This window comes from Sulfitobacter sediminilitoris (genome assembly GCF_010667575.1).
Lineage (GTDB): Bacteria > Pseudomonadota > Alphaproteobacteria > Rhodobacterales > Rhodobacteraceae > Sulfitobacter > Sulfitobacter sediminilitoris.
The window spans coordinates 440,348-463,153 of record NZ_JAABNT010000002.1 but is presented as its reverse complement, the minus strand read 5'-3'; the positions used below and the strand labels follow the sequence as shown (position 1 = coordinate 463,153).

At 58.3% G+C, this 22,806-nt stretch carries 22 protein-coding genes; 4 read left to right on the top strand and 18 right to left on the bottom strand.

The genetic code is table 11. The features are described from left to right. Positions 1 to 19: 19 nt before the first annotated feature. From GV827_RS05120 to GV827_RS05100, 5 genes are all read right to left on the bottom strand, one after another. Complete coding sequence (locus GV827_RS05120) at positions 20 to 1,204, bottom strand: amino acid aminotransferase (protein ID WP_164352610.1); 1,185 nt, start codon at positions 1,202 to 1,204, stop codon at positions 20 to 22. Further along, positions 1,204 to 2,058, bottom strand: a complete 855-nt coding sequence (gene sseA, locus GV827_RS05115; protein ID WP_164352609.1) for a 3-mercaptopyruvate sulfurtransferase — start codon at positions 2,056 to 2,058, stop codon at positions 1,204 to 1,206. Before sseA ends, GV827_RS05120 begins: the two co-directional genes overlap by 1 nt. An 82-nt stretch (positions 2,059 to 2,140) precedes the next feature. Then, the gene (locus GV827_RS05110) at positions 2,141 to 2,788 is read right to left on the bottom strand and encodes a glutathione S-transferase family protein (RefSeq protein WP_164352608.1); all 648 of its coding nucleotides are present in this window, start codon (positions 2,786 to 2,788) and stop codon (positions 2,141 to 2,143) included. Next, positions 2,781 to 3,269 (bottom strand): SsrA-binding protein SmpB, encoded by a 489-nt coding sequence (smpB, locus tag GV827_RS05105; protein WP_164352607.1) that lies wholly within the window; start codon positions 3,267 to 3,269, stop codon positions 2,781 to 2,783. The genes GV827_RS05110 and smpB overlap by 8 nt, the downstream gene beginning before the upstream one ends. A 54-nt stretch (positions 3,270 to 3,323) precedes the next feature. After that, the gene (locus GV827_RS05100) at positions 3,324 to 4,142 is read right to left on the bottom strand and encodes a sulfotransferase family protein (protein WP_164352606.1); all 819 of its coding nucleotides are present in this window, start codon (positions 4,140 to 4,142) and stop codon (positions 3,324 to 3,326) included. Positions 4,143 to 4,284: 142 nt separating this feature from the next. On the opposite strand from GV827_RS05100, the gene GV827_RS05095 reads away from it, so the two are divergent. Next, positions 4,285 to 5,862 carry a DUF5928 domain-containing protein gene (locus tag GV827_RS05095; RefSeq protein ID WP_164352605.1) on the top strand — a complete coding sequence of 526 codons (1,578 nt, stop codon included), beginning with the start codon at positions 4,285 to 4,287 and terminating at the stop codon, positions 5,860 to 5,862. Positions 5,863 to 5,892: 30 nt separating this feature from the next. Here the strand turns inward: GV827_RS05095 and GV827_RS05090 are convergent, their stop codons facing one another. From GV827_RS05090 to GV827_RS05045, 9 genes are all read right to left on the bottom strand, one after another. Continuing rightward, positions 5,893 to 6,525, bottom strand: coding sequence for a DUF1523 family protein (locus GV827_RS05090; protein ID WP_164352604.1), 633 nt, complete (start codon positions 6,523 to 6,525; stop codon positions 5,893 to 5,895). Positions 6,526 to 6,534: 9 nt separating this feature from the next. Next, the gene (locus GV827_RS05085; protein ID WP_164352603.1) at positions 6,535 to 6,801 is read right to left on the bottom strand and encodes a hypothetical protein; all 267 of its coding nucleotides are present in this window, start codon (positions 6,799 to 6,801) and stop codon (positions 6,535 to 6,537) included. Then, entirely contained in the window at positions 6,802 to 8,157 is a 1,356-nt protein-coding gene (locus GV827_RS05080) for a DUF6638 family protein (RefSeq protein ID WP_164352602.1), read from the bottom strand. It abuts the gene before it with no gap. Between the two features lie 295 nt (positions 8,158 to 8,452). Next, entirely contained in the window at positions 8,453 to 9,196 is a 744-nt protein-coding gene (locus tag GV827_RS05075) for a hypothetical protein (RefSeq protein WP_164352601.1), read from the bottom strand. A gap of 64 nt (positions 9,197 to 9,260) precedes the next feature. Beyond that, positions 9,261 to 11,198, bottom strand: coding sequence for an AAA family ATPase (locus GV827_RS05070; protein ID WP_164352600.1), 1,938 nt, complete (start codon positions 11,196 to 11,198; stop codon positions 9,261 to 9,263). Between the two features lie 57 nt (positions 11,199 to 11,255). Further along, positions 11,256 to 12,380 carry a hypothetical protein gene (locus tag GV827_RS05065; RefSeq protein WP_164352599.1) on the bottom strand — a complete coding sequence of 375 codons (1,125 nt, stop codon included), beginning with the start codon at positions 12,378 to 12,380 and terminating at the stop codon, positions 11,256 to 11,258. 268 nt (positions 12,381 to 12,648) lie between these two features. After that, positions 12,649 to 12,900, bottom strand: coding sequence for a hypothetical protein (locus GV827_RS05055; RefSeq protein WP_164352597.1), 252 nt, complete (start codon positions 12,898 to 12,900; stop codon positions 12,649 to 12,651). Then, the gene (locus tag GV827_RS05050) at positions 12,901 to 13,977 is read right to left on the bottom strand and encodes a coiled-coil domain-containing protein (RefSeq protein WP_328823109.1); all 1,077 of its coding nucleotides are present in this window, start codon (positions 13,975 to 13,977) and stop codon (positions 12,901 to 12,903) included. It abuts the gene before it with no gap. A 106-nt stretch (positions 13,978 to 14,083) separates the two neighbouring features. Beyond that, complete coding sequence (locus GV827_RS05045; protein WP_164352717.1) at positions 14,084 to 15,340, bottom strand: MFS transporter; 1,257 nt, start codon at positions 15,338 to 15,340, stop codon at positions 14,084 to 14,086. A 137-nt stretch (positions 15,341 to 15,477) separates the two neighbouring features. On the opposite strand from GV827_RS05045, the gene GV827_RS05040 reads away from it, so the two are divergent. Then, positions 15,478 to 16,950: an NAD-dependent succinate-semialdehyde dehydrogenase gene (locus GV827_RS05040; protein WP_164352596.1), complete on the top strand. Its 1,473-nt coding sequence runs from the start codon at positions 15,478 to 15,480 to the stop codon at positions 16,948 to 16,950. Between the two features lie 121 nt (positions 16,951 to 17,071). Here the strand turns inward: GV827_RS05040 and GV827_RS23325 are convergent, their stop codons facing one another. Continuing rightward, on the bottom strand, positions 17,072 to 17,725 hold the full coding sequence (locus GV827_RS23325; protein WP_204325716.1) for a hypothetical protein: 654 nt from the start codon (positions 17,723 to 17,725) through the stop codon (positions 17,072 to 17,074). Between the two features lie 448 nt (positions 17,726 to 18,173). Between GV827_RS23325 and GV827_RS05030 the strand changes: the two genes are divergently transcribed. Further along, the gene (locus tag GV827_RS05030; protein WP_164352595.1) at positions 18,174 to 18,710 is read left to right on the top strand and encodes an RNA polymerase sigma factor; all 537 of its coding nucleotides are present in this window, start codon (positions 18,174 to 18,176) and stop codon (positions 18,708 to 18,710) included. Beyond that, positions 18,707 to 20,632: a vWA domain-containing protein gene (locus tag GV827_RS05025; protein ID WP_164352594.1), complete on the top strand. Its 1,926-nt coding sequence runs from the start codon at positions 18,707 to 18,709 to the stop codon at positions 20,630 to 20,632. Before GV827_RS05030 ends, GV827_RS05025 begins: the two co-directional genes overlap by 4 nt. Positions 20,633 to 20,667: 35 nt before the next feature. Here the strand turns inward: GV827_RS05025 and GV827_RS05020 are convergent, their stop codons facing one another. The 3 genes from GV827_RS05020 to GV827_RS05010 all read right to left on the bottom strand — a co-directional run bounded on the left by GV827_RS05020 (position 20,668) and on the right by GV827_RS05010 (position 22,798). Continuing rightward, positions 20,668 to 21,228 (bottom strand): hypothetical protein, encoded by a 561-nt coding sequence (locus GV827_RS05020; RefSeq protein ID WP_235930238.1) that lies wholly within the window; start codon positions 21,226 to 21,228, stop codon positions 20,668 to 20,670. 169 nt (positions 21,229 to 21,397) lie between these two features. Continuing rightward, the gene (locus tag GV827_RS05015) at positions 21,398 to 21,868 is read right to left on the bottom strand and encodes an Hsp20 family protein (protein ID WP_164352593.1); all 471 of its coding nucleotides are present in this window, start codon (positions 21,866 to 21,868) and stop codon (positions 21,398 to 21,400) included. Positions 21,869 to 21,997: 129 nt separating this feature from the next. After that, complete coding sequence (locus tag GV827_RS05010; RefSeq protein ID WP_204325715.1) at positions 21,998 to 22,798, bottom strand: trypsin-like serine peptidase; 801 nt, start codon at positions 22,796 to 22,798, stop codon at positions 21,998 to 22,000. Positions 22,799 to 22,806 lie beyond the last annotated feature (8 nt).

Here is a 22,806-nt window from a genome sequence, read left to right as displayed (position 1 = left end):
AAGGACAAGAGGAAGTGGGTCAGACACCCACGTCCATGATTGCCTTGGCCAGTATCGGCACCGTCAACTCATTCAAACCGGCGATGTTCATCCGGCTGTCTCCGATCATATAGATACCGTGTTCCTTGCGCAGCGCCTCCACCTTTTCCGGTGTCGTGCCCAGACGCGAGAACATGCCGCGGTGCTGAGCGAGGAACCCGAAGCGGTCCGAACCGGACAAGCGCTGAAGCTCTTCCGCCAGTTGTGTGCGTAGGCCCAGCATGGCGTTGCGGACCTCTTCCAGCTCTGCCATCCAATCTGCCTTGAGCGCGTCATCGTTCAGGATAGTGGTCACGATCCGTGCGCCGTGATCGGGCGGGAAGCTGTAGTTCTGGCGGTTAAGGAAAGCCAGCGTGCTCTGGTTCAGATCGTGCCGCGCCGGGTCCGAGGCGATTGCCATCAGAAGCCCCGTGCGCTCGCGATAGATGCCGAAATTCTTTGAACAGCTCGCCGCGATCAGGCATTCGGGCACTGATGCCGCGATCTTGCGCGTGGCCGCTGCATCGGCGTCCAGCCCATCACCAAAGCCTTGATAAGCGATGTCGATCATTGGCGTGGCCCCAGTTTCCAGCAGCAGCTTGATGACCCCATCCCATTCCGTACTGTTCAGGTTCGCACCCGTGGGGTTGTGGCAGCAGCCGTGCAGCAGGATCACGTCACCGGCGTGTGCCTGCTTGAGGTCCTCCATCATCCCGTCGAAATCGACGCCGCGGGTCTCATTGTCAAAATAGCGGTAGGGAACGACCTCAATGCCGAGATACTTCAGAATCGACAGGTGGTTTGGCCAGGTTGGATCGGACACGAAAACCCGCGCGTCGGGCTTTGCCATCTGGATCATCTCGAAGGCCTGCCGCACCGCACCCGTGCCGCCGGGGGTGGCTGCCGCTGCAACGGTGTCACGTGGGACCGCATCGCCCAGCACCAACTCGATCATCGCATCGGCAAAGGCCGGATCACCGGCCAGACCGGTATACACCTTGGTATTTTGATCTTCCCAGATCTTTTGCTCTGCTGCCTTGACGGCACGCATGACAGGCGTCAGCCCGGTGGCGTCCTTGTAGACGCCAACACCAAGATCGATCTTGGTGTCACGCGGGTCTTCGCGGTACATCTGCATCAGCATCAGGATTTTGTCGGCGGGCTGTTCTTTCAGCGTTTCAAACATCATGCGTCTCCTGTTGCGACGGGCACGGTTGGGAACATCCCCCATTCCGCCCACGATCCATCATAAAGCGACCAGTCCTTGTGCCCCATCCGTTCAAGCGCCAGCGCCAGAATGGCCGCCGTCACACCTGATCCACATGTCGTGATCACGGGCTTGTCCAGATCCATGCCTGCCGCCTCGAATATGGCGCGGGTTTCGTCCGGCGATTTCATGGTCTTGTCGTCGTTCAACAGCTCCGTGTAAGGCACGTTGAGCGACCCGGGAATATGACCTGCGCGCAACCCCTCCCGCGGCTCCGGCTCATCGCCGCGGAAACGTCCGGCCGAGCGCGCATCGACGATTTGCGGATCGCCCAGCTTGGACGCATGGGCCACCTGCGTAACATCGCGCACCAGCTGATTTTGCAGCCGCACCGTCATGTGCCGATCACGCGGGATGGGTGGCATGTCTTCGGTTTCATTTCCTTCGGCCATCCATTTCGGCAAGCCACCGTCCAGTACCGCAACGTTTTCCTGCCCCATCAGCTTGAATAACCACCAGACCCGTGCGGCGGACAGCAATCCGGCACCGTCATAAACCACCACCTGATGCCCGTCGCCCACACCCATCGCACGCATGCGGGACATGAATTTTTCCACCGGGGGCGCCATATGCGGCAGGTCGGACCGTGCGTCAGAAATCTCGTCGATGTCAAAGAACCGCGCACCGGGTATATGGGCGACTTCGTATTCGGCCTTTGCGTCCCGGCCCGCGTCCGGCAGGTACCAGGATGCATCCAAAAGCCGTAGGTCCGGATCTTTCAGATGTTTGGCCAACCATGCCGTCGACACAAGTGTTTTGGGATCATCAGCCATACGGGATTCCTTTCAAGGCAGGGTTTTCTTTGCCTATCGCCGCAGCGTCATGCTGGCAAGAGTAGGCGGCAGCCTGATGCCATCAGAAGTTCTTGAGGGGGTCGGTCATTCGCAAGCTGTCCTGGGCAGACATCCACCCCCACCACGCGCTTAACGCTGGAAAACTGGCAAGCATCGCATTTCCTTCGGGCACGCGTACAAAATAGGACATCATCGGTGCCAGATGCAGATCGGCCAAGGACATGACATGCCCGTTCAACTGCCGTCCATCGCTGGCGACTTGTTCCAGCACAGACAAGACCGGCCCAGCACGCGCAATACCCGTCACAACGGCGCTATCGTCACGCACCGCACCCGTCACCGCAGGAGCGTAAAATCCAGCAGAAAAAACCTGCCTGATCATGACAGGATAGACATCCGAATCGACAAGCCCGATGACCTGCGCCATTTGCGCGAGTGCCTTCGGCTTGCTTGGTTGGAGTGAGGGCCGCGCGCTGAGCGCGTCAAGGTACCGCAGGATCGCCGCTGTCTCGGTCAGTCGAAAGTCGCAGTGTTGCAGCACCGGCACCCGTCGCAGCGGCGTATGTTCAGACAGCACTTTGTCGGGCGGTTCAGCAAAAGGATCAGCTTCAACGTATTCCGCAGCCATCCCCATCTCATGCAGCGCCAACCGCACGACCCAAGTATAGACCGAATGTTTGAAACCGATAAGGCGCAGCGCCTCAGCCATGGTCTTTCAACAGACGGGACTTCTGCCGGGACCAGTCGCGCTTGGCCTGTGTTTCGCGCTTGTCATGGGCCTTCTTGCCCTTGGCGATGCCAATCTTGATCTTGGCCATGCCGCGATGATTGAAATACATCACCAGCGGCACCAGCGTCATGCCCTTGCGCTGCGTCGCAGTCCACATGTCACTGAGCTGTTTGCGGCTGACCAGCAACTTGCGCCGCCGCCGTTCCTCGTGCCCGAATGTCTTGGCCTGCTTGTAGGGCGCAATGTAGGAGTTCACGAGCCATAGCTCACCGTCTTCGACCGCCGCATAGCTTTCCGCGATGTTGGCGCCACCCATCCGCAAGGATTTGACCTCGGACCCTTCAAGCATGATGCCGCATTCCACATCTTCCTCGATCGCGTAGTCAAAGCGCGCGCGCTTGTTCTCGGCGATGACCTTGTAGTTCGGGTCGGATTTGGTGGATGATTTGACCTGTGCCATGCAAAGGGATGTAGAGGGCAGCAGGCGCCTGTGCAAGGTGCGGTGCGCCGCCCCCTAATCCCCCAGCTTCGCGTGGACCTCATCCAGATCAATCTCTCCGATGGGCATCTTGTTGCCCGGATTGTCAAAGTCGTACTTGAAAAGCTCAAAGTCGCGCTTGTAGATCTCGCGCACCAGATGCATCGACAGATCGTCAAAGTAATCCTCGACCGGGTGCGCGCGCTTGGGTCCATGCCCCTCGCTTTCGTTAAAGCGCGGGATTTCTTCCAGTTTCACGGTTTGGGGTGTCTTGATCGCGTTCAGGACGTCCTGCATTCCTTCGTTGAACTGCTCTGTCCAGACGATTTTGTCATATGTCCCACCGTTCGCGATAAAGGTGCTTACGTGCCCTGACATCGCGGACCAGTGAATGTCCGGGTCCATCGGCCGCCGCCAGCGGATGGTGTCGCGCGCGAACAGCAGGAAGCGTCGAAAGCTCTCAATCTGGTCGAACTCCTGCTTGCCGTCGTTGCCGCCCACCTCAATCCCGTATTTCTGAATCAAAAGCGGCACCAGATTGCCACGGTAGCGTTTGCCGTTGCGCTGGATGCCACAGATCTTGTCAAAAAATGACGACAGAATGCGCGTGTAGGGGTTCCGAACACAGGTAAAGGCATAGGACGCGTGGTTGGTCACATTGGCCGTGATCGGTGCCTGAGACTGCTCAAGCGCCCATTTGTGCATACCCGACTGGGCATCATGGATGTCGCCGTCAAAGAACGTGCCATGGTCGGAGTAGAACATGATCTGCCCGATGGTCGAGCATGCGCATTTTGGCACCACGCGGTACACCACGCTCTCGCTCTGTGTCATCCAGGTTCCGGGAAACCCCATACTGCGCGCCCTCTGCTCATATGACTGTTTTTGGCAACAGTTCGATCTTGGCTTAAAAAAGCAAATTAATGGTGTTTATTCAATCTGTCTTCACCTTTATCAACGTAAACAATCAAAAGCAAAAGTGCAGTCCGTTTCGAAAATGGCAAAAATTGCCTACATTTTGCTCTGCCACAAAGACCCCGATGCCGTGATCCGGCAGGCGGAACGCCTCACCGCTGTGGGTGACTACATGTCGATCCACTTCGACGCCTCGGCAAGCGCAGCCCATTTCGCCGAGATCAAAGAGGCGCTGAAGGACAACCCCAACGTCACCTTTGCCAAAAAGCGGATCAAGTGCGGCTGGGGCGAATGGTCTTTGGTTCAGGCCACAATCAACGCGGTGAAATCCGCCGTCGATGATTTTCCCCGCGCAACCCATTTCTACATGCTGTCGGGCGACTGCATGGCGATCAAATCGGCCGAATACACCCACAAGTTCCTTGATGAGAACGACGCAGATTTTATCGAAAGCTTTGACTACTTTGACAGCGACTGGATCAAAACCGGCTGGAAAGAAGAGCGCCTTGTCTATCGCCACTTCGTCAATGAGCGCGAGCGCAAGAAGCTGTTCTATTTTATGTTTGAGGTCCAGAAACGACTGGGCCTGAAACGCGCGATCCCCGAAGATCTGCAGATCATGATCGGGTCGCAATGGTGGTGCCTGCGGCGGCAAACGATCGAGTGGTTGCTGGAATTCATCAAGAAACGCCGCGATGTCACCCGTTTCTTCCGCACCACATGGATCCCGGATGAGACATTTTTTCAGACCCTCGTCCGGCATCTGGTCCCAGAAGCAGAGATACGGTCGCGCACGCTGACCTTCCTGATGTTCACGGATTACGGCATGCCGGTGACGTTCTACAACGATCACTACGAAATGCTGCTCAGCCAGGATTATCTCTTTGCCCGCAAGATCAGCCCGGAGGCACAGGACCTCAAGCGACGTTTGGGTCTGCTTTATGTCGCTCAAGGCGTGCAGTTCCAGATCAGCAACGAAGGGCGCAGCCTGTTTCAGTTCTTGTCAGGTCGTGGCCGGATCGGACGCCGCTTTGCCACCCGGTTCTGGGAGACCGAGTCGACCCTTGGGCGCGAACGCGAACTTCTGATCGTGGTTTGCAAGAAATGGCACGTTGCCAAACGGGTGCTGGAACGCATCCGGCAGGTCACCAACGTGCCCGCCATCGAATACCTCTTCAACGAAGAAGACACGCCCCTGCCCGATCTGGGCGGCATCCAGAACACGCTGGAAAAGCGCCATCGCCACCGCCGCGCGCTGATGCGGATGCTGTTCGACTATTTCGAGACCGACAAGCTGATCATCTGCATGGACCCGGCCAACCTTGATCTGCTGAACGACTTTGCCTCGGATCGCTCAACCACCCGCATCATGGAGATCGAGTGCCAGTTCAGCGATGACTACCTTGTGGGTCATGCCATGCGCGTGGGGCTTGCGGGCGACCAGACTTCGACCGAGACTCTGGAGCGGCTACTGCCCACGATCCGCGACGATATGATGCATGAAAGCGACCACATTCGCGATGCCCAGTTCGAGAACATGACCCGGATGCGCGAAATCGCGGACGCAGAGACGAATGCCGACGCATTGTCACAGTTCCTTGCGGTACCACCTGAGAAGGCGCTTGAAATCGCGTCGACCGATTACCTATTCGCTGACTGACAACGGTCAGAGGCCGATCTTTGTACAGCCTCAGGACTTACTCTTCCACGTGCCGAACCACCGCCGTACCGCGCCGCCCTTTTCCGCCAGATCATCCTCGATCGCCTCTAGCGTCGGATCAATCCGCGACTGTCGGAACCGCCGCCAGCGCACGTAGATCGCCCAGAAGAAAGCAGCAATCAACGTCAGGACAAAGATGTTGAGGAAAGGTATCCCTTTCGAGGCATCCGGCCCGTCAACCTGCTTGATCGAAATCGCATTGGGAAAGATCGACAGGTAGAAATTGCGCCAGCCGTAGTGCTTGACGATGTACCATTCCGGCGCCGCCTTGGTTGAAACCGCATCATTCGCTTCTGTGTACAGGTTCGCCGTATCCAGCTTGAAATAGGGCGGCCAGCCCCAGCCGGTGTCTTCATTCCGGTACACCATCGGAGAGCCATCAGGGCGCACCGCCTGAATGAATTGCACATCGCGGTTCGACAGGGCCACCGACTGGTCATCGGGATCAGACCAGAAAATCCGTGTCCAATCGCCAAGGTCCTGCCGTTCCTCGTAGGTGTTGACGATGCGCACCACGTCCTTTTGCGGCAGCGTATAGTGCAGAAATGCGCCCAGAATGACCCAGAAGGTGATCCAGAAGGTCCATTTGATTACCCGAAACATCTCAATATCCTAGCTATGATTGGTCAGATAGATGATCACCCCGATCACCACCAGCGGTATCACGTAGACCATCAGGATCAGCTTGCGCCGGATTGACCCATCGTAGCGTTCAAGTCCGCGCTGCACAAAGGTATCGCGGTCCACAAGCTGCTTGCCCTCGTGCCACTTCTTCTTCAGTTTTGAGCGCCGGATTGAGCGCGAGTAAAACGACAGGCTGACATAGATCACCGTCAGCGCCACGAAAAGCATCACGATCAGTCGGACAAATCCCAGCATCTATCTTCCCCTCACAGCGCCCCAAGGTCCGACCCGTGCGATCATGTCGGGCACCGGGTCCGGTTTGCGCGGCACAGGCTCCGCCATCGGCGCGTCATGGCCAAAGAGCGTCTCGCGCGCGCCCGCCTTGTCCACCTGATACTCGGCCAGAAGGAAATCCACAACGAAAGCCTTCTTTTGCTCCGGCCAGCCCGCGTAGGTGCGATAGAACAACTCCTTGTGGCAGATGAACATCTGCCGCGCGTCCTTGGGTGCGAGTTCCGCCAGCAGCATGTTGACCAGCGCCGCGTCCTTCGTATCCGCTGCACGGAGCGTATAGAAATACGCCGGATGGTCCGAGGAAATCCGGGGCCATTTCCCCCCGTTCTCTGCCCAGCGCACCAAGGCGCCCAAGGCATGAAACTCCTCCGGCAGCATATCGTGATACCGCCGTGCCAGCCTGCGCATGTCCGCGCGTGTCACGCCGGTCAGGTCAACGCCCTGATCGGCAACAGCATCGACCAGAATGAAATCCATCTTCTGCTTCAGGATCGCCGCCGCGTGATCCTGGCGGCCCTCCACGATGGTCTCCACCAGATCGTTGTACTCGAAAAACTTCGCGATCTGGTTCCGCTGACTGCCGTCGAACACGTACTTGATCGGCAAGTCGCCCAAATGCCCCGCCCCCGCAGGCGCGATTACCGCCGGATGCTCAACATCCTGAAACAGGTACAGCCCCCCGAAATGCGCCGTCCAGTAATTCCGCTGATCGAACCCCATCTGCCTCAGCCTGACCGGATTGCGCACCACATCCCCGGTCTTGCCCGCCAGCTCGATCATCTGCGCAATCAGCACATCGTCATACCACCCATCCGGCTCTGTCTTGAACCGCGCCACCATCTCGCCCAGCTTCTCCGCATCCCGCACCGTGCCCCCCACGGTATCCGCCTCCACCTCGACCCGCCGGATATCGAACAGCCGCTGCGGTGTGGAGATGTCATAGACCGAATTGACCAACTCCCCCGCCACCGCATCCCGCGCCGTCAACGCAAAAAGCTGCGCCTCATTGGCATCGATGAACTGCCGCAGAATGCCGCGCGAGGTGGAGAACTTGGTGTTCAGCAGCGGGCAGTGCCGCTGCTCGACCGAGAGCAGGATGAACTGCCGGTTCACGCCCGCGTGGTTGAGGTAGAGGTGGTCTTGCAACTCATCCCCCACCTCAGGGGAATAGCCGGAGATGTCGATGTGGAAATCGGTGAGTTTGGTCGTCTTGCCGGTGAGATGGTTGAGCGCGCGGTTGTAGCGTTGGGCAAGCGCGGGGGAGGCAACGTGGAAGAGGTTGCCGAACATGAGGCCGTGGCGGATCAGTCTTTGCATCAACCCAAGCCTCCGAAAGTAAAGCGCACCCAGCCCGGATATCCCGCCCGGCTCCCAGCCGGGCCGCGCCCGACCTCCCCCCGGAGGGCGCGTTGGCGATGTCGCAAGAAGCCTGCGCGACGTGGATGCTTTGACGTGCCACCGCTGCTCAGAGGCCGGACAAGCGCCCTCCAGGTCGGGCGCGGCCCGGCTGAGGTGGTGGCTCTAGTCTGCGGGCGAGTTGGATGCTTACGGTCCGGGCACCGCTTTCTTAGCATGCAAACAAGAACCATTTGCCCATTGCGCTTGAAACCTGTCACCCTCTCCACCATTCCTCGTTGTTGCAGAGTGAATTTAGCGAGGCAGTAAGTTGCTCAAGCTCTAAGTTGCGGAACCTCTGCCGCTTAGCCGGTGAAAGACCCTCGAGGATAGCTTGGATACGGTCGCAGTATCCGAGTATTTTGCTTGGTTTGTACCCACTCCATACGCGCGGGTTCTCCGGCAAGTGGAACCTTTCAAAGAAGTCCTCTAGGTTCGAAACAACCTCGTGAATATGCCTACTCAACGCAACAATCAATTCGTCATTCGACGCATATTCGTCTCCCCTAAAGTGTAGGTTTACCTCCATATTTCTACCAAAGGCTGTTGGCACATCACCTTGATCCTCAAAACGCCACCCAACTTCTGCAAGGTCGCTGGCATTCGAAATAGCGATTAATAGTTCTTCGAATTCTTCACCTCTTTCCCGTTTTTCGAGAATCGATGCTTGCCCCTGCAAAGCCAGAGCGCTCTTAGCCGCTTCCTTCCGGCTTTCAGCCAATTCCTTCGATTGAAGAAGCAGCGCAGCAATGGCTGCAATGAACGCAAGCGGACTAAAGATACCTGCAAGCGTGTCACCCATCGCATTGAGCGGAAGACCCTTGAAAGCATCAAGAACTGTCTCACAGTCTTCGCCGTTTGGGCAAATCTTCACGCTATGGACCAGAACGACAGCCACAAACAAACAAACTACGCTCCAGAGCAGCCGAGAAAGGTATGACCCGTTCGGTTCTTTCCTCACGGTCCAACTCCTCCCAGGGCTCCGCCCGTTCGCGGTGGAAACGCTCCACTGGAGCGTTTCTTACTCACCGCTCACCCCCCAAAAACCGCTTCTTAGCCTCTTCCATCCGCCCCATTTCCCGCACGGCATTCTCAATCGCCACCTCATCCGACTTGTCCGCATAGCGGAACTCCGAATCTGCGTAGCGGTTGATCTCCTGCACCACCATCTCCACGGTAATCGGCTGGCGCATCTCCGCGATCATCGCCTTCTTCTCCTCGTACCCCTTGAAGAGGAACAGCTCCGGCTTCTCCATCCACTCATCCGGCAATTCAAAATCCATCGCCCGCACCTTCACCGCGTCCGTGATGTTCTTGATCGCCCGCCCCGTGAACCGCTCATCCGCCTCCTGAATCCCCTTCAGGTACGTCCCCAGCTTGTTGATCGTATCCAACTCGCCGATCTCGCCCTTCACCGCCTCATAGACGCGCAACAACCCCTCCTCATGGGGTCGCGAGTGCGACTCAAACGACGCCGCCACCGCCCGCTTGATCTCCTGCGCCTCAAAGACATTGTGATCCCCCAGCGGAATATCGTGGTTCTTGCCCATCAGCAGGTAGAGGATATCCACATAATCCTCCCGCGTCTGCGGCCCGTCCACAAGGAACCGCGCCCCCGCCCGCTGCCGCAACGCATCATCCACGTTCTCCGGGTAGTTCGAGAACATCCCGAAGGTGCAATTTCCCCGCACCACGGTATTCGCCCCCGCAAAACTCTCCATCAGCACAGCCGTGATCTCCAACTGCCCCGCCGAAGACTGCCGGTCGCCCCGCTTGCCCGCCAGCTGATCAATGTCATCAATCGTCCCGAACCCAATCACAGAAGGGTCGATGATATTGTTGATAAACGCCTTCGCGTTCTGCCCCGACTTGCCCTGGTAACTGTCGATATTGTCCGTGCTCAGGTTCTGATACCGGAACGGATAGCCCGCATTCTGGCAGTACTCGTTGATCAGCCCCGCCATCATCTGGATGAGCAAGGTCTTTCCCGTCCCCGGCATGCCATCCCCCATGAAGGTAAAGATGAACCCGCCCAGATCGACAAAGGGATTGAGCCGCCGGTCAAAGTCATAGCACATCAGCATCTTGGCGAGCTTTATCGCCTGATACTTGGCGATATGGTTCCCCACGACCTCGTTCGGCTTCTTGAAGGTCATGGTCAGGGTGGTCGATTTCGCCTTCGACGCCGGAGAAAACCCCCGCACGGTGAAATCATCCGCCTCCACCCGCCACGCCGCCGCCTTGAAAGACTCCAAACGCGGCATGGTCTGCGCCCGAAGCGCCACCTTCTCCATCAAGGCTTCGGCAAAGGCCGATACCGTCGCGACCAACCGCGCATCGTCGCCCGCATGGGCGGCGATGTCCTGATCCAGCTCCCACAGCGCGCCGTGCAAGGCCGTCTGTCCGTTGTCCGTCAGCACCTCGTCCGCATCGCCCACTTCGACCGCCGCCTCCGGCAGATGTGCGGACAGCAGATAGGCCGTCGCATTTCCGAAGACGTAGAGGGTGACCAGCGCCTCCGCTGCCAGCAACTCGCTGAACTCCGTCTTTCGCGCCGCGGGCAAGGCTCCCTCCAGGTTCGCGCGCTTCAAATCCGCCAGACCAGAGACTTCTGCCACGTTCTCTGCCACCGCCAAGGCAATCGCGATGGCCCGCCGCAGTGCGTGAAGCACCGTCGCCTGCAACGGCGACATCAGCGCATCGTCTCCGTCCGAGGCCTCGACCCGTGCGATAAGCTGCACCGCCCCCACCGGCACCCGCCGCTGCGTGACCAATCCCGGTGTCGTGGACCGAAACCGCCGCCGCGTCCCGATCCCCGAAGACCGCTCGGCAGGTGCGTCCTCATCCCGCGCCGTTCCAATGCGCGGCGCGTGATCAAACCCTTCCAGCAGTGCCTGCGCTATCGCGACATGTTTGGCGATATCTTCCTCACGCAGTTCCATCGCGTCCGAAGTCTGGCTCATGCGTGATGTCTCCTATCTCTTTCCGGCTCAAAAATTTTCCCGCCAAAGGCAAGACCTCTAATATTGCAGCACACGGCCCGTCTGGCTGACCACGAATTTCCGCACCGACGCAAATCCGGCCGGCTTTTTCTCTTCCAACACCTGAAACGGTCGTTGCGGCAGAATGATGCTGCGCTCCTGTCGTGTGGCGCCCAAATCCTCGCCATTCGCCGCTGCGAAAGGATCAAGCGCAAAGATCTGACGCTCCACGGTTGAGAACCAACCGGCCTTTTCTTCGATCACCCTGTCGCTGATCAATTCCTCTTCGGTCCAGACCAGTGCCCAGTCCTGCCCTTCCGGTGCCTTCGCTTCGGACAGGACATCGCGCAATGGTCCGGCCTGCTGCGTGTAGGCGTGACTATACATCGGCCCCACATGAAACCGTCGCAGACGCTTGGGGTGCAGATCGTCAAAATCCTCGTCGAACCCCTTGGCAATCGTCAACAGCTTCAGACCGCCCAGCGCCTGTGCGCTCAGATGCGCCTGAACTTCTGGCCATCGCCGCTGGTCCTTGGGCAGGCCGATGCGACCACTGTCCTCCAGCTCCATCAGGTAGATCACCGGCAGGTTCACCTGACTGTCATAGGTGGCCCAATGCAGCCGGAACTGCCGCCGCCCCCCGGCAAGATTGCCCAGCCATTGCGACTGCGGATCGTTCTGCATCCAGAACAGATCGCCCTTCACCAGCTCCTCATAATAAAGCCGTTGTGACAGGGTGAATTGCAGCTTGGTCGGTATCTGACGCTCCCCCAAAATGGTCTGCACCATCTGGTCCTTCAGCGCCTCTACACTGACCATCCCATCGAGATGCGCCGCCGCCTGCTGCGCGTCGTTCGCCATGGTCATGATCTCTTCGGCCACCGGAAACCCGCTGTCCCGGCTGTCCATAGTGAGCGAGCCGAAGAATCGCCCTGTCTCGCGCCCGGCCAGCAGGTACTTGAAGCCAAGCGCCCGGAAGGTATGCGTCAGCTTGACGGCATAGCGGGTCAAGATGTCGACCTCATCGTCGTCCAGCTTGCCTTCGGCACGCAGCACACCGGCGACATGCAGCATGTGCTGCATGATCGTCTCGAACTTTCGGAAATACCGGCGCGACGAATAGGTGTCGGACAGGCCGACGTGGTCACATGTCAGACCGCTCATTCGGAACGGTTCCTGTCAGGCCCTAAATCTCTGCCCAGCCCGCCCCTGACCAACCCCGCCACGCCGAAAAGCAAAACCAGCAGAAGACCGAACACGTTATGAAGCCAGCGACCCGCCAGATGATAGCTGTGCGCAAGCGTGGACAGGCAGAATACAGCGATGATGAACATGCGCCGCTGCCCGGCAGGTGACGCTTTTGATGGCCGCTCACCCATCGCGGCACCCGCGAAAAGGTCCCGGCGAAAGGCCGGGGCACGATGAGCGGTGCTCAGCCATTCAACTCTTTCGAAGCGGTCAATTCCCCCGCGCGCCACGCCGACCAGAGCGTCCAAAGCAGCAGTGCCGCCCCAAGGATCAGGCTGGCGCCGCCGAAGATCGAAAAAACCGTCCCGGCAAAAGCCGCCAGCGGATCGAAAACCGTCCCGGCACCGGCACCCGCGAAAAAGGCCAGAACAAGGGGCACGCCAATCATCCAGCCGGCGGTCATCAAAGGGGCATATCGTGTCTCGAGAAGTTTCATTCAGGCTCCGTAGGCATTGCTGTCGTGTTTCTCGACGATCTTGGCGAACCTGCGCGCGAACCGTTCGTCCGCCTTGGCTTTCGCCTCCAGCACCTCACGCGCGAATACCATGTGATCCTCGTGTTTCTCCATCATCTCTGCCATGCGCGTATTGGTGGCGGCACCGATCCCCGCCATGGCCGACTGCGCCTCCTGGTCCGTCTTCACACCGATCTCGTTGATCCGGTGTGCGACATCCTGCTGCTGCGCGGTCTTGAGTGATTTAGTCAGCGCATCATAGAGGACAACACGCTGCTTGGTGTCAGTTTGAAGCTTGTTGATCAGAACCATCTGTGTCGCCGCCTGGTTCTGAAGTGAATCGATCCAGGTCTTGCCCTTCTCGATATAGCGCTCCAGCGTCTGGGACTTGGCCAGCTTGACCTGCTCCTCCTGCACCAGCGCGTTGTATTTGGTGTTGGCGGCAGCCAACTCCGTCTCAAGCTTGGTGCGCTTGGCCGCGTCTGTCTCGGATGCAATCGCGTTTTCCAGCTTGATAATCTCCGGGTCCATCCCCTGAATGTCAGACCGAATTGTTTCCAATTCGGAAACAGTCATCTCCCGCTCGTCCAGCGTTTCGGTCAGGTTTCCCTCGACCTTTACCTTCTGCTCTTCCAGCATGGTCAACTGCCCTTCAAGCAGCGAAACGATCGTGTCTGACTTTGATATCAGGTCCTGCAATTTGTCATCGATCGAAGCAGAGCGCACCCGCTCCTGCCGCATGCTGTCAGACTTGGCCCCGCTAAAGATGCCGACAAAGGTTTCCCAGCCTGTCTTGTTGCGCATCTCATCGAAATCGCGGCTGAACCCGGCGGTCACATCATCCAGCCCCATGATCAACTCGGCGATATTGGCGTTCATTACCTCTGTATGGGCATGCACATCTTCCAGCGTGGCGTTCTCGATATCGATCTCAACATCGTCGCCCGCCTTCAGCTTGGCGCGTGCTGTCTCAATTCGGCTGGTCAGTTCGGCGATCTTGTTTTGCGCCTCTGCCACCTGTTCCTGAGATTCCCTCACCTGTGCATCCAAATTCGCCACTGCGTTCCCCTGTTTTTCAATATGTTAATCTTAATATAGGGAATGTTACTATCCTTTACATCCCCACAAGCCTGAGTTTGGCAAAACCTCGCGAGCTTGGAAAGGGCTAAGACCCCGCGCCTGATACAGCCGGTTGAGATTTTACATCGACACCCGCACGTCGCGCAGTCAGCGCTAGACCTGTCCAAATTACGAGCCCCGCCGCGACGTACCAGCCAAGGATCATCTGAATATCTGCATGCGGCATCTCTGCCACGTCCGAAGCTGATCCGGCCGCTATCAACAAGGAGATCGAAAAGGCCAGTTTGCCTGCCAGACTCTGCATCGACACATAGGTTGCGCGCACTTCATCACGCAAGAGAGGCTGGATCCGCCCCATCTTGAAAGGCTGTGACAGGGCATCCGGCACGATGCGCAGAAACAGGACAGCGATCGCAATCCAGCTTTGTGTGATCGTCAGGACCAGGATCAAACAGATCTGCATCCCGAACGCCAGAAGCAGCATCCGCGTCAGGCCGATCCGTCCCCGCAGACGCAGCGCAAAAAGCGACGCGACAACCGACAGTCCCATCATCACAGAGGACACGCCGCCACTGACCAACGTCGCCTCGGCACTCAGCCCAACTTCGGACAAGGCCGCCGCGATGAAGGGCTGACCGAATACGAAAGGCAGATGACTGAAGCCGTACATCGCAACCGCCAATACAAAGATCCATCGCAGAACCGGCTGATTGAGCGCGGCCCGTAACGCGGCGCGCGTTTCGGTGGGGATGTCAGACTCCATTTGATGAGGCGGCTCTGTCAGTGATAATGCAATCACGGCGGACACAAGCATCGCAACCGCAGCCGCCCAGAACGTCGCCTCAAATGACCAAAGCGCGACCGCCCCTCCAACTGCGGCGGATATCGCGAAACCCCAGAGCGAATGTTGCAGCGCACGCGTTTCTTCGGCCTCGACCTCGTCTTCGCGCCCTGCGGCGGCCAATGATTCATAGAGGGTCGCACTGTCCGTGCCGGAGGCAAACGCCGCCCCGGCACCGATAACAGCCTGGCCCAGCGCGAAAATGAGGAACGAATCGCCCAGCGCAATAAGCATCGATCCGGCAGCGCCCGACAGCCCCGCCGCAATCAAGGTCCGCTTGCGCCCGATCTTGTCCGACAAAAGGCCCAAAGGCACCTCAAGCACGGTGACAGAGACATCATAGACCGCATACATGGCGATGGCCGCCGCAGGAGAGAGCGTCTGCTGGAAATACAAGAACCAGACGGCCTGCCAGAATAGCAATGATTGCGCGAACTTGAACCACGGATAGAGCCGGACGTTCCGCGCCATCGCACGCTCTGAAGGAGCATTCGACGTCATGGCTGACGATAACTCATATGGCGGGCTGTCGGGCGCATAGATTCTCACGATCAATTTCGGACAAGATACAAGGGAACTGGACAATCCCCTCTATACTTGGTTTGGACAGCGTAAATGAAAAGCGAAAGGGGCACATCATGTCCAAATCAACCGATCTGAAATCCATTCTAAAAGACCCCAGCCTGCTTGAAACCCGCGCCTATATCAACGGCGCATGGGTCGACGGCGATGATGGGACTTTTGACGTGCTGAACCCCGCTCGGGGCGATGTCGTGGCGAAGGTGGCCAACCTGAGCCGCGCACAGGTGGCGGATGCCATTAGCCATGCCGAGAAGGCCCAAAAGGAATGGGCCAAGTGGACCGGCAAAGAGCGTGCGGGCGTGCTGCGCAAGTGGTTCGACCTGATGATGGAGAACCAGGACGACCTTGGCGCGATCCTAACCGCCGAACAGGGCAAGCCGCTGGCCGAGGCCAAGGGCGAGATCGCCTATGGCGCGGGCTTTATCGAATTCTTCGGTGAAGAGGCCAAGCGTATCTACGGTGAGATGATCCCGGGCCACCAGCGCGACAAACGCATTATGGTGCTCAAGCAGCCCATCGGCGTCGCGGCATCTATTACGCCCTGGAATTTCCCAAACGCGATGATCACCCGCAAGGCAGCGCCCGCGCTGGCCGCTGGCTGCTCCTTCGTGGCACGCCCCGCGGCGGAAACCCCGCTGTCTGCGATCGTGATGGGTGTTCTGGCTGAACGCGCGGGCATCCCCGCTGGCGTCTTCAACGTGCTGCCGTCGTCCTCCTCCTCTGCCGTGGGCAAGGAATTCTGCGAGAACCCCGCCGTGCGCAAGCTGACCTTCACCGGCTCAACCGAAGTCGGTCGCATCCTGCTGAAACAGGCTGCGGATCAGGTGATGAAATGCTCTATGGAACTGGGCGGCAACGCGCCGTTCATCGTATTCGACGATGCCGATCTGGACGCGGCGGTCGAGGGTGCGATCCTGTGCAAATTCCGCAACAACGGTCAGACCTGCGTCTGCGCAAACCGCATCTACGTGCAGGCTGGTGTCTATGACGCCTTCGCCCAGAAGCTGAAGGACCGCGTATCCAAGATGAAAGTCGGCGACGGCTTTGAAGAGGGTGTTGAACTGGGGCCGCTGATCAACTCCGATGCCTCTGAAAAGGTTAAGGAACACATCGAGGATGCGACGTCCAAAGGCGCCGAAATCATCCTGGGCTCAGCTGAAGAAAAGATGGGCGGAAACTTCCTTGCTCCGACAATCATGACAGGCGTCACGCAGGACATGGCCGTGTCCAAAGAAGAAACCTTTGGCCCCTTGGCCCCGCTCTTCAAGTTCGAGAACGAGGACGACGTCATCGCCATGGCCAACGACACGATCTTTGGCCTTGCCTCCTACTTCTACGCCAAGGATCTGAGCCGCGTGTACAAGGTGGCAGAAGCGCTGGAATACGGGATCGTCGGCGTCAACACCGGCATTATCTCAACCGAGGTTGCCCCCTTTGGTGGCGTCAAGCAGTCCGGCCTGGGCCGCGAAGGATCGCACCACGGGATCGAGGATTACCTCGAGATGAAATACGTCTGCATGAGCGTGTAAAAAAAAATTGGGCCGGCACGCCCCCGTGTGCCGGCCCTGCTGCATACTTCCGGCGGCAGCCCCCCACCGCCGGACACCCACGTGAAAACCTTTTTGGGTCTACTCCCCAAACCCGGTCGGTTTATTTGCGGGCATTCTTTTCGATCAGATCGTGAATCTGCTTGTCGTTCAGTTGCAGCCGGACAGTCGTTCCTTCTTTCGGACGCCCCTGTGCCCGCAGCGTCATCTTACGCGCATCGCAGTTGAACGGATATACGAGGTGAACGCGATATTCGACTTGGCCGTTCTTCAGACACTTGATGCGGGTGATGTTTCCGACATGCGACCCTTGCGAGGTCAGCAGCGCGGGGTTCGGCATGAAGCATTTTTTGCTTATCGCGGACTTGATATTCCGTTCGCCTACCGGACCGTCCCTCGGCGCGGTCGCCGTGCTTTGATTGCCGTTATCAGTATCCGTGTCGGTACTAGTATCAGTATCCGTGTCGGTATCTGTGTCGGTATCTGTGTCCGTGTCGGTGTCTGTGTCCGTGTCAGTATCTGTGTCTGTGTCGCTATCAGTATCGGTATCTGTGTCGGTATCAGTATCGGTGTCGCCTTTATCCGTCCCTTTGTCGCCGGTATCTTTCCCGTCATCCCCCTTCGAGACGTCACCGTTCGAGACATCGCCACCGTAGGATCCTCCTCCGGCGCTTACCGGTCCAGAGAGAGCGAGGACCATAACAGAGGTCGTTGCCAAAGCGCTCAATAATTTCAGCGTCACCATTTGCGTTTCCATCCTGTTATCAAAAAAGAGACCCCGAGCGAGCGGCGCCCACATCGAATTTTGTTAAAGCGTATCAATTTCTGGCTCTGACACGATGGAAAAATGGCAGGAATGAGGCATGATACTTGCTGATTACTCTGACACGACGCGAGGGGTATATCTGCTAACCACTTGAATTTGCTTCGTTTAAATGAGAACCTCATCGCTCAACCGATTGCGTGGCATCGCACGCATTATCTCTGGCCCGGCCACGGCGCTGTCCATCTGACATGATCAATGCAAAGAAACTGACTTCATTGTTCACTTAAATCCGGAACACTCAGGCGAATCTTCGCCAAAATGCAGCCCTGCTTTAGCAAGGATTCGCCGGAAATCGGGAAGCATTTTCAGCCGCGAAAATCTTTCTCACCGGTCTTGCCAAGGATTGACCTGCCAGCCGCGTCATACTCTTGTGATGCTGATGAAAACCGATGACAACACGCTGGCCCGTGCCGCTTCAGATGGGGACACCGCCGCCTTCGCCACGCTTATTGAAAGGCAGTATGACCGTCTGTTTCGTCTATGTTTTCGCCTGACCGGTTCCCGGACCGAAGCAGAAGACCTGTGCCAGGACATTTGCGCCGCCCTCCCCGGCAAGCTGCGCGGTTTCAGGGCAGAGGCCAGTTTTACCACATGGGTCTATCGGGTCTGCGTCAATGCCGCCCATGACCGACGCCGCCGCGCTGCGACCCATGCAAATGCGGCCAAAGGCTGGGGCGCTTGGGAACTTAACCGACGCGCAGCGGATGACGACACCGCCGAGGCCCTCGATTGGCTGAGTCAAGCCATGCGATCACTGCCTGACGACCTTCGTGATACCCTCGCCCTGGTTCTTGATGACATTACGCATCGTGAGGCCGGCGAGATCCTGAATGTATCTGAAGGCACGATCAGCTGGCGCATATCCGAAGCCAAGAAACACCTCGCAGCCCTGCGCCAGCAGGAGGAGACGCCATGAGCGACGACCTCGACGATCTGAAGCAAATGATGGATGCGGCAACGCCCCGCCCCGACCCCGACCGCAAGGCCGAGAACATCGCGCTTGCGCGAAAAAATTTCGATAATCTCCAAGAATTCTGGGGGCACACACGTCCTACTTCTGACCGCCCGGAAAAGGGCCTCATGTCAGGAGTACGGAAAGTGTTGAAAATCATGTCCTCACGCGGTGCCCTCACCGCAACCACCGCCCTTGTTGCGATCTATATCGCCATGTTGTCCCCATTGGGTGACCGGCTGATGCCCCAGAACCGCGCCGAGGCCCCTCTGCCCCCTGCAAAGCCAGCGGTTCTTACGGAAGCCTCCGATGCACAGACGCGGAGCAAGGCCGCGACAAGTGGTGCAGCACAAGAAGAAATGCTCGCACCGTTGGTCGAACCTGAGATGGCAGCAGACAGCATGGCCATCGCCCCCGCTCCTGCGGGCCGCGTGATGAGCAGCGACCCCGCGACCAGCTTTATCGTGGCAGAACCACCCGCCATCGTGTTTGAATCCGATACGGAAACTTTTGCCAACGCAGAGACGAACCCCGTAAAGGTCACGTCCGAGAACCCCGTTTCCACGTTTTCGATCGACGTCGATACGGCCTCTTACGCGGTGATCCGCAGCTCTCTTTCTCAAGGACAATTGCCGCCGCGCGATGCCGTCCGTGTGGAAGAGATGATCAACTATTTCACCTATGACTACATCGCCCCTGACGGCGATGCGGCTTTTCAACCGACGGTCTCTGTGTCGCCAGCACCGTGGAACCCCGATACCCAGATTTTGCAAATCGGGATCGAGGGGACAGCGGTTGAGATCGACGACAGGCCGCCCCTGAACCTTGTCTTCCTGATCGACACCTCAGGTTCGATGGAAGCGCCGAACAAGCTGCCGCTTCTGAAGCAAAGCTTCAGATTGATGCTGGGCCAGCTGCGTCCCGAAGATGAGGTGGCCATCGTGACCTATGCGGGCAGCGCGGGCCAGGTGCTTGCCCCGACACCTGCCTCTGAGCGGAGTACAATTCTGAATGCCCTCGAGAACCTGAGCGCGGGCGGATCGACCGCAGGTCAGGCGGGCCTGCAACAGGCCTACGCCACCGCTGCTCAGATGGCAGCCGAAGGTGAGATAAGCCGCGTCATCCTTGCCACTGACGGGGATTTCAACGTCGGCCTGAGTGATCCGGACGCGCTTGAGGCCTACATCGCGGAAAAACGTGAAAGCGGCACCTACCTCAGCGTTCTGGGCTTTGGCCGGGGCAATCTTGACGATGCGACCATGCAGGCGCTGGCACAGAACGGGAACGGTCAGGCCGCCTATATCGACACGCTGACAGAGGCGCAAAAGGTGCTGGTCGATCAGTTGAGCGGCGCGCTTTTCCCGATTGCCGATGACGTGAAGATACAGGTCGAATTTAACCCCGCCACCGTCGCGGAGTATCGCCTGATCGGGTACGAAACCCGTGCGCTCAAGCGCGAAGACTTCAACAACGACAAGGTTGACGCCGGGGACATCGGCGCAGGCCACCAGGTGACCGCGATCTATGAGGTCACCCCGGTAGGTTCCTCCGCAATCCTGAATGACGATCTACGCTATGGCACCGTAGCCCCGGCAAGCGGCGACAGTGATGAGCTTGCCTTTCTCCGCCTGCGCTACAAGGCACCCGGCGCGGAAACGAGCACCCTGATCGAAGAGCCTGTCGCGACAGAGGTGAGCGGCAGCGCCTCCTTTGCCACTGCCATCGCGGGCTTCGGGCAGCTTCTTCGCGGCGGCACCTACACAGGTGAATGGACCTATGCCGACGCCATCGCATTGGCCACTGAAACCAAGGGCGCGGATCCTTTCGGCTATCGCGCAGAGGCAATCCAACTGATGCGTTTGGCAGAGAGCCTTTCAGCCAATTGAAAGACAGGGCCGCAGAAGTGACACCTGCGGCCCCTTCACATCATGTGACCACCCGGCGACCATTCTGTGAACACACGGATGTAGTCGCCGGGAGACGATCCAGCCCAATAGACCCAGAGTTTGTGCGGGTCCTCGTCATCGATCCAGACCTGATCGCCTTCTTCCAGTCCTCGCAACTCGGTCGATAGATAAACAACCTCGTTGTTCGCCAGAAAATCCGTCGCCGCCATCGTATCCTGAAACGCCGCCACCCCAAGGATGGGCGCGTCGAAATAAACATATCCGTAGTGCCTGCCCCGCACGCTGTCGAAAAACACATAATGGCTGGCCACCGTCGTCCCGCCGGGAATGACCCCCATCTCTCCGCCGATGTCGACGCGGATCGCGCGGTCCAGAACGATATTCTGGTCCTCGTCGAAGGCATAAAGGTGATCAGTGTCAAAGGTGTCCTCGCCGACGGCAAAGACATCCTCAGGGTCCAGCTTCACAAACTGACCGGTGCCGCTTTGGCGCAGGATTTCACCGTCCAGCACCACCGCGCCGACAGGCCCGGCCGCACTCAATAGCATCGCAATTGCACTCGCTTGTCTGATCATTTCTGTCCCGCGTTTTGCTTGGAACATAGGCTACGCCAAGCGCAGTCGTCCGACCAGCGCCGCAAAGTAGGCTCGCAGCAAAGTTATTTCCGCAAAAGAAAAGCCCGGCGCTCTCGCACCGGGCTCACGAAGGTCAGTCTTGGGGACAGTTTCAGACCTTCTATCCGTCTTAGTTGACGGATTTCGCGTCCACGACGTCTTTCTCAATCGCCTTGACGTCGGACTTGATCTCAATTTGCCGTGGCTTCAGGGCTTCGGGCACCTGACGCTGCAGCTCGATGTGCAGCATGCCGTCGACATGGGCCGCACCGGTGACCTGAACGTGATCGGCCAGATGGAACCGACGCTCGAACGCACGGGTCGCAATGCCGCGATGCAGATATGTCTTGCCCTCTTCTTCCTCGGCCTTGCGGGCGGAAACGATCAGGGACTTGTCCCGAACTTCAACCGAAAGGTCCGCATCGGAGAACCCGGCAACCGCGATGGAAATACGATAGGAATCGTTATCCAGCTTTTCGATGTTGTAAGGGGGATAACTTGGTGTTGTACCATCAGTGCTTAGTACCCGGTCCATCATGTTGGCGATCTGGTCAAAACCAACGCTGGAACGGTAAAGCGGTGCAAAGTCAAAAGTACGCATGTTTTCATCCTCATAAGTGAGCGATCAAAGTTTCAGGCCTTCCACAACGGGACAGACCTTGTTTTTCAGTCCCAAGGCCCAATCATAGGCACCTCGGTATCGCTGATGTGGGGAGGATGGTGCGGGGTTTCAAGACCCCTTGGCAGTGACGAACTTTGCGCCTGTCGACGATTTGTTGCTACCAACACCCAAGCGACGCACTTTCGCTTTCGGCCTTGGTTTGTTTGCTCGCATCTGACGCTTGAGGTCGGCCACCAGCGCAGGCAGGATCATGGCAAAGGCAACTTCATGACCGGCATAGGTTCCACCACCAGAGATCACGGCGGCAATTTGCCCGCGTCCGTTTAGGTGGGTAAAGACCGGCGCGCCGCTTGAGCCAAATATCACATCACAATCAAGTGCGACAACGCGTTCAAGGCGTGCCAGCACCTGGCATTCGTTCTGGCGCGACAGCTGATCCGACCGACCGCGCCCGTACGATACGACGCTGACAGGGCCATTCGGCAATTGTCCCGCAAAAACTGCAAACGGATCAAGTTCATGCGACGGAATCGGCGCTTCCAACCGAACCAGCGCCAGATCATAACGCACGTTTTCCAGATCATAGCCGCGTTTCGGATCATAGCCTGTATGCGCTTCAATCTGCGCCACAACACGCCTTGCGGCGGGCGTGCCGTGGGTTAGTCCAGCCTGAAACATCAGGTCAGCCGGGGCGACCAGCGTCCCCGCCTCGCGATGATAAACGCAATGCGCTGCCGTCAGCACCAAGTCAGGTGCGATCAACGTGCCAGTGCAATAGGCACCCCGTGCGTTGTCCAGCCGCCCCACTGATTGCCAGGCCTTCGCCTCATTCTCGGTATTCAGCTTCCGCAGACTGGTTGATTGTGCTTGGGCCTGCGCGCCAGACAGCATCAAGGCAAACGCTATCACAGCGCCGG

Excerpts from the sequence above, each read along its gene's own strand:
- GV827_RS05120 (WP_164352610.1), bottom strand. The coding sequence starts at position 1,204 with ATGTTTGAAACGCTGAAAGAACAGCCCGCCGACAAAATCCTGATGCTG.
- sseA (WP_164352609.1), bottom strand. The coding sequence starts at position 2,058 with ATGGCTGATGATCCCAAAACACTTGTGTCGACGGCATGGTTGGCCAAA.
- GV827_RS05110 (WP_164352608.1), bottom strand. The coding sequence starts at position 2,788 with ATGGCTGAGGCGCTGCGCCTTATCGGTTTCAAACATTCGGTCTATACT.
- smpB (WP_164352607.1), bottom strand. The coding sequence starts at position 3,269 with ATGGCACAGGTCAAATCATCCACCAAATCCGACCCGAACTACAAGGTC.
- GV827_RS05100 (WP_164352606.1), bottom strand. The coding sequence starts at position 4,142 with ATGGGGTTTCCCGGAACCTGGATGACACAGAGCGAGAGCGTGGTGTAC.
- GV827_RS05095 (WP_164352605.1), top strand. The coding sequence starts at position 4,285 with ATGGCAAAAATTGCCTACATTTTGCTCTGCCACAAAGACCCCGATGCC.
- GV827_RS05090 (WP_164352604.1), bottom strand. The coding sequence starts at position 6,525 with ATGTTTCGGGTAATCAAATGGACCTTCTGGATCACCTTCTGGGTCATT.
- GV827_RS05085 (WP_164352603.1), bottom strand. The coding sequence starts at position 6,801 with ATGCTGGGATTTGTCCGACTGATCGTGATGCTTTTCGTGGCGCTGACG.
- GV827_RS05080 (WP_164352602.1), bottom strand. The coding sequence starts at position 8,157 with ATGCAAAGACTGATCCGCCACGGCCTCATGTTCGGCAACCTCTTCCAC.
- GV827_RS05070 (WP_164352600.1), bottom strand. The coding sequence starts at position 11,198 with ATGAGCCAGACTTCGGACGCGATGGAACTGCGTGAGGAAGATATCGCC.
- GV827_RS05065 (WP_164352599.1), bottom strand. The coding sequence starts at position 12,380 with ATGAGCGGTCTGACATGTGACCACGTCGGCCTGTCCGACACCTATTCG.
- GV827_RS05055 (WP_164352597.1), bottom strand. The coding sequence starts at position 12,900 with ATGAAACTTCTCGAGACACGATATGCCCCTTTGATGACCGCCGGCTGG.
- GV827_RS05045 (WP_164352717.1), bottom strand. The coding sequence starts at position 15,340 with ATGACGTCGAATGCTCCTTCAGAGCGTGCGATGGCGCGGAACGTCCGG.
- GV827_RS05040 (WP_164352596.1), top strand. The coding sequence starts at position 15,478 with ATGTCCAAATCAACCGATCTGAAATCCATTCTAAAAGACCCCAGCCTG.
- GV827_RS23325 (WP_204325716.1), bottom strand. The coding sequence starts at position 17,725 with ATGGAAACGCAAATGGTGACGCTGAAATTATTGAGCGCTTTGGCAACG.
- GV827_RS05030 (WP_164352595.1), top strand. The coding sequence starts at position 18,174 with ATGAAAACCGATGACAACACGCTGGCCCGTGCCGCTTCAGATGGGGAC.
- GV827_RS05025 (WP_164352594.1), top strand. The coding sequence starts at position 18,707 with ATGAGCGACGACCTCGACGATCTGAAGCAAATGATGGATGCGGCAACG.
- GV827_RS05020 (WP_235930238.1), bottom strand. The coding sequence starts at position 21,228 with ATGATCAGACAAGCGAGTGCAATTGCGATGCTATTGAGTGCGGCCGGG.
- GV827_RS05015 (WP_164352593.1), bottom strand. The coding sequence starts at position 21,868 with ATGCGTACTTTTGACTTTGCACCGCTTTACCGTTCCAGCGTTGGTTTT.